This window comes from Paraburkholderia sp. GAS448, from assembly GCF_050435685.1.
In the GTDB taxonomy this organism is placed as follows: Bacteria; Pseudomonadota; Gammaproteobacteria; order Burkholderiales; family Burkholderiaceae; genus Paraburkholderia.
Window position 1 is genome coordinate 21,899 of record NZ_JBNDKT010000059.1, and the last position, 6,336, is coordinate 28,234.

General features: G+C 60.8%; 3 protein-coding genes and 1 pseudogene. 3 read left to right on the plus strand and 1 reads right to left on the minus strand.

The genetic code is table 11. The annotated features are described in order from the left end of the window. Positions 1-32 precede the first annotated feature (32 nt). The 3 genes from P3T23_RS43670 to P3T23_RS43680 all read left to right on the plus strand — a co-directional run bounded on the left by P3T23_RS43670 (position 33) and on the right by P3T23_RS43680 (position 4,432). Complete coding sequence (locus tag P3T23_RS43670) at positions 33-1,505, plus strand: coniferyl aldehyde dehydrogenase (RefSeq protein ID WP_429322259.1); 1,473 nt, start codon at positions 33-35, stop codon at positions 1,503-1,505. Positions 1,506-1,576: 71 nt separating this feature from the next. Continuing rightward, on the plus strand, positions 1,577-2,659 hold the full coding sequence (locus tag P3T23_RS43675) for a zinc-binding dehydrogenase (protein ID WP_429322260.1): 1,083 nt from the start codon (positions 1,577-1,579) through the stop codon (positions 2,657-2,659). 261 nt (positions 2,660-2,920) lie between these two features. Then, positions 2,921-4,432, plus strand: a complete 1,512-nt coding sequence (locus P3T23_RS43680; RefSeq protein WP_429322261.1) for a DUF1254 domain-containing protein — start codon at positions 2,921-2,923, stop codon at positions 4,430-4,432. Positions 4,433-5,236: 804 nt separating this feature from the next. Here the strand turns inward: P3T23_RS43680 and P3T23_RS43685 are convergent. After that, positions 5,237-6,097, minus strand: a pseudogene (locus P3T23_RS43685) (ISNCY family transposase); the annotation flags it as partial. Positions 6,098-6,336: the final 239 nt, after the last annotated feature.

A 6,336-nucleotide genomic window follows, 5' to 3' on the forward strand; every position in this document is an offset into this window, starting at 1 on the left:
GTAGTGCAGATCCAACCTGAAGAAGGGCAGACATGCAACGAGACTATCAAGACGAAATTGCCGAGCTACTCGCCGTGTTTGGCGTCCAGAAAGAAGCGTTCACAAGCGCCCCTTATCCGGGTGCCGACGAGCGGCAGCGAAATTTGCGCAAGCTGAAGATTCAGCTGCGCCGCTATCAGGATGCGCTCGCGGAAGCCGTCGACAGTGACTTCAGCGGACGGGCTCACTCCGAGACACTAATGCTCGACATCCTGCCCACGACGCTGGAGATCAATCACTGCCTGCTGCATCTCAAGCGCTGGATGCGCAGCAGCCGGCGTGCGACCGAGTTGCTGTTCGCGACCAACAGCCTGCGCGTGACGTACCAGCCCAAGGGCGTAGTCGGCATCATCGGGACCTGGAACTTTCCGGTCTATCTGTCGCTGGGGCCGCTGGTGACGGCACTGGCGGCCGGCAATAGTGCGATGATCCTGATGCCCAGAAATATGCCGGCAACCACAGCGGCGCTCAGGCACTTGCTGACGGAAATCTTTCCGGAACACCTGGTCGCCGTCATTGGCGGGGAACTGAAGGACCGGAACATCTTCACTTCGTTGCCGTTTGACCATATTGTCTTCACGGGCTCACCGGACATCGGCAAAGTGATCATGCGTGAGGCTGCGCGAAACTTGACGCCGGTGACGCTGGAACTGGGCGGCAAATCTCCGGCCGTGGTGCTGCGTGACTATTCAATCGCCGACGCCGCGAAGCGCATCGCGCACGGCAAGGGTGTCAACTGCGGGCAGATCTGTGTCTCGCCGGACTACGCGATGGTGCCGCGCGAGTCGGTGGGGGCCTTTGTTGAAGCGGTGAAGAAGTCCGCAATCCGTCTCTGGGGCGACAGGCCACAAGACAACGCGGAGTACACCTCGGTGGTGAACGAGCACCACGCTGGTCGCATCAGAAGTTTGCTCGATGATGCCAGGAGAAAAGGGGCGACCATCGTGTCATGCGGCGGCGAGGGATCTGGAAGCCGCATCCCATTGCATATCGTCACAGACTGTACCTCTGAGATGGTCGTGATGCAGGAGGAGATTTTCGGCCCGATCCTGCCGATCATTCCCTACGATTCCGAAGAGGAGGTCGTGAGCTACATCCAAAGCCAACCGCGGCCGCTGGCGCTGTACTGCTTTAGTCATAAAGCCGACGCACGGCAGCGTCTGCTGCGCCGGACGCACTCGGGCGGCGTAACGATTAACGATTGGGGCTGGCACGTGCTCAATCATGCCGCGCCATTCGGCGGCGTCGGCAACTCCGGCATGGGCAACTACCATGGCGAAGAGGGGTTCCGAGAGCTATCGCACGCACGCTCTGTGTTCAAACGGCAGAGGTTCTTCCCCATCGGCTTGTTCTATCCGCCGTACGGCAATATGGTGCAGCGTCTCGCGCTGAGGCTGTTCATCGGCAAGAGCGACCCGAACGCCAGGCTGACCTGCGCACCGAGCAAAAGGAGGATTCAAGCATGAAGGCAATTGTGTGCCGGAACGCCGAACTGACGGTCGAAGACCTGCCCGATCCCAAGCCGGGCAGAGGCAAGGTGCTGCTCAACGTTCGACGCTGCGGTATCTGTGGTTCCGACCTGCACGTGCGTCACCACTGCGATCACATGCGGCAGTTGATGGGTCGCGTGGGATACATGAACTTCCCGAGTGCCGACCAGCCTCTGGTATTCGGGCATGAATTCTGCGGCGAGGTGGCCGAGTTTGGCCCTGGTAGTGGGCGCAAGCTTCGTACCGGGGCGCGCGTATGCGCGCTGCCGATGATCCGCCATGGCGACGATATCGACGCGATCGGTCTGTCCGGCCGGTCACCGGGTGCCTACGCGGAACAGGTCGTGGTGGATGAGGCCATGATGGTGCCGATTCCCAACGGTCTGAGTGACGAACTGGCGGCGCTGACCGAGCCGATGGCCGTGGCATGGCACGCCGTGCGGCGAAGCGAGGCGGCAAAGGGCGACGTTGCCATCGTCATCGGCTGCGGCCCCGTCGGCCTCGGGGTCATTTGCATGCTCAAGGCGCGCGGTGTGCGTACCATCATCGCGAGCGACTTCTCGGGCGGACGCCGAGCGCTTGCACAGCAATGCGGTGCCGACATCGTGATCAATCCGGCACACGAGTCTCCTTACGCCAGTTGGCAGGAATATGGCTTCATCGGCAACCTTCCCGGGCTATTGGAACTGGGTGTCAGCACCCGCGAGAAGCTGGGCAAGCTGCCGCTTCCGTGGTGGCACGTCTGGCGGCTGGCGGAGGCCATAGGACTCAATCCAAGGCGCCCCGTCATCTTTGAGTGCGTTGGTGTGCCCGGGGTGCTCCAGAATATCGTCGACGGTGCGCCACTGCAATCCCGAATCGTAGTCGTAGGTGTGTGTATGCAGGAAGACAGGTTCGAACCTGCCATGGCGATAAACAAGGAAGTCGATCTTCGCTTTGTCCTCGGGTATTCGCCGCTTGAGTACCGCGACGCCCTCCATATGATCGCCGAGGGTAAGGCGAACTGTACGCCGATGATCACCGGCACGGTTGGGCTGGACGGCGTGAGCGAAGCCTTTCGCGCGCTGGGCGACCCGGAGAAGCACGCGAAGATCCTGATCGATCCGCAATGCATCGGCGCCAGTCTTTAGGCCATACCGGGCGTGCAGCAGATTGATGCGACTCGTGTTCGAGGGCGGAGCCGGGCTGGCCCGCCGCTCGCCGGGTCGTCTGTCCTTTGCTTTGATCCCCGGTCTGATATGAACATGGCGAATCCCGCTTGGGAATATCCCTGAGGTGTCTCGAAGTGACATGCCAATGTCGGCTGCGGATATCGTTCGACGAGGTGAGGCACGGGATGATGACAACATGTGCATGCGCTATTGCGCGTTTTCGTACTGGGGCCTGAGCAAATGGAAATTCAAGAGACGACCGTCCGCACCCGTCGCCGAATCACGATTCCTGTCCTTGTGGCAGTCGTGGTGGCGGTCGCGGTGTTGGTCAAATTACCCTATCTGCTCGCGTTCGGGAAGGGTGTTCAAGCCTACCTTTATGGGTATCCATTGATCACGATGGAGCTGACAAAGCAGGCGATGACCGGCCCGCAGCCGGCTCTCGCGCCGGGAGGCCATCGCAGATTCGGATTCGGCCCGATCAACCAGTTCATTCATGCTACGGCTTTCCCCGATCCGGCGTTCAAGGACGTGGTCGCACCCAACGCCGACACGCTGTACAGCATCGCGTGGCTGGACCTCAAGGCGGAGCCCATGGTGCTCAGCATGCCCGAGATGCACGGACGATGGGTGCTCATGGAGGTACTGGATGCCTGGACCAACGCCTACGCTTCATTGGGCACGCGCCAATACGGTGGCGCGCCGCGAAAGTACCTCATCACCGGACCGAACTGGACCGGCGAGGTGCCGCAAGGGATGGTCTGGATCAAATCGCCCACCAATATGAACTGGGTCATCGGCAGAACCTATACGCGGAACGAAGCCGATTTTCCGGCGGTTCATGCGCTTCAAGCCAAATACCAGTTGACGCCGTTGTCGAGATTCCTGAATCCGTCGTTAGACGTCGCGACGCCGGCATACTCTGGCGCCGCCGTCGACACGGCGACGCCCATCGTCACGCAAATCGCCCGGCTTGATGCGCAGGCGTACTTTTCGCGGATGGCGATATCGATGGCTGACAATCCGCCGAGCGCGGAGGACGCGCCGATGATGAAAACGCTCCGGCATCTCTGGATCGAGCCGGGCAAGCCGTTGGCACCGGACCAGCTCGACGCGGCCACGCGTCATGGTCTGGAAGACGCGGTCTGGTTCGTGCGCGGGCTGTTCGAAGCCAGATCGCCGGGTACACAAGGAGCCGCGAATACCAACGCGCTGGAACGTACGATGTTCAAGTTGGCCAACGGCGCAATCGACAAGGCCGAGCTCAATGACCACAAAGGCTGGCTCGTTCCCCTGAACCTTGGCCGCTACCGGACGCATTACGCGCTGCGCGCCCTCGTGAGTCTGGTCGGGTTCGGAGCCAACGCGGCAGAGGATGCGGTGTATCCACTTACCGTTGTCGATTCGAACGGCGATCAGCTCGTTGGCTCGAATGGTTACGTGCTGCATTTCGAGCGCGGCCAGATTCCGCCAGCCGGTGCTTTCTGGTCGCTCACGCTTTACGACGAAAAGGGCTTCTTTGTCGAAAACCCGATCGGACGTTATGTGATCGGAGATCGGCACGATCTGCATTTCAACCCGGACGGCTCGCTCGACCTATGGATCCAGCACGCGCAACCTGGCGGGGATAAGGCTCGGAACTGGCTGCCTGCTCCTTCTGGCCGCTTCAAGCTGATATTGCGCGTGTACGACCCGAAGCCCGAGGTGCTTGACGGGCGCTGGGTGCCGCCTGCGGTCCAAAAGATTTTCTGAGTTGAATGGGAGATGCAGATGGGCGCGGCCGGGATATCGTTGCGTTCGTTGATCGAGAAATGGCTCGCGCCGAGTGCGACGTCGGGAGTGCGTCTTACGCGATACGCTCGAGCCCATCCGATTGGGAGCCGCTGTGATGGGTTGCCCGTGGGCGTATATTTTCTTCTCGGCTCACTAGATTTCGGACATGTTCAAAAACGGCTTTCAGGCCACCGCGATCGAAGAGTGCCTGCGCGACAAAATTCGTCAAAATTCGCATTGAGTCCCTCCTGCGCGTGGCTCGGGTTCTTGCTATGAATGTCAGCATTGTAGCGAGCGTGGGCAACGAGGCCATGCCAAATGGGATTCCGCATGTTGATATCGGAAGCCTTGCTTCGTTGGTTAGACAATCGAAACACGACCCTCAGCGGCAGTTACAGCTAGGCCGCGCTCTCCCGAGCAGGTTGCCGAGATCGGCTGCGGACGCCGTCCATGGGTGGCGCATCCCGGGTATCGGAGGCATTAGCGCGCCGAGTAGGGATAGAGCACAGGGAGCGGCCGCTAAGTGGGGGGAGCAGTCTGTCATGGCCCGCATACAAATGTCGCAAACGGGTCGAGGGTGTGTCAAAACTCAGGCTCACCCCTCTCGTTCAGAAGTTCAAAAAGTCGGCTTTCGAGAAGGGCCTACAACGGCTTGGTGCCGTGTCCGTCGGGAAGGGTAAAGTGACCCTCAAGACCTTCAACTTTTCTGTTTTGACACACCCTCGGCCGATCAGCGACATTCGGCACGGCCTAGCGTACGAAAAAGTCCGAATCTTGAGGGCACCTCGTGTTGTAGTCGGCGATGAAGCGGGGCGCATAGGCGTTGGCCGCTTCCTGCGTATCGATGCCACGCAGCCGCAGTTCCTTGACGAGCCGGTCCTGCAGCGTCAGGTTCGCGCGCTCGACGCGCCCCTTGGCCTGACTCGAATTCGCACACAGCCCATCAATGTTCAGCTCGAACATCGCCCGGCCGAAGTGCGTCACGCCTTTGCCGCCGGTCGTTGCCGTCTGCGTCGAGCGGAACACGCTCGCCTTGTCGCTATAGAACGCCACCGGCTTGCCATGCTGTTCCAGATACGCCCGGGTCACTTCAAAGTAGCTGAAGGTCGATTCGGTCGCCGTGAAGTGCAGCGCCATCAGCCGGCTGGTCGCATCGTCGACATACACCAGCAGCGTGCAGGCCGGCGCCCGTTCCTCGAACCAGCGGTGATCGCTGCCGTCAATCTGCACCAGCTCGCCCAGACACGACCGCCGTGCCCGCGGCTGGTAGAGCTTCGGCGGCCGCTGCCGGCGCGGAATCCACAGGCCGGCATCCGTCATCAGGTGCCGCACGGTTTCCTTGGACAACGCCAGCCCGTGACATTCACGCAGTTTCTCGCAGGCCAGCGTCGGACCAAAATCCGGGTAGCGATCCCGGATCAGGTTCAACGCGCGCTCGGCCACGCCGTCTGCAAGCTGGTAGTTGCTCGGGTGCCCACGATGGCGTGACAGCAGCCCCGAAGCGCCCTGGCTGCGATAGCGCACGGTCAGCCGCTCAACCTGACGCCGGCTCAGATGGAGCCGCTCCGCGGCCTGCCACGTCATCAGCATGCCATCGACCACCGACTGGATCGTCCTGAGCCGGTCAACCTCGCGCATCGTCATGGTGATCGTCCCGGATGTCGTCGTCATGCAAGCCTCCCGTCAAAGGTCAGCCAGCATGACATGCGACGTTTCAGCTTTGCCCAGGTACGACATTACAGCTTTGCCGTAACATCTGTGTCGAGGCTTTTCTGAAATGTCCGCTTCCCGGCCAAGTTGAAATGTCCGGGTTTAAGGGGTTTGTTTCTAACGCCTTTTGTCTCACACATTGTTGAAGGACGACGCCTGAACTGGCAGGGCGC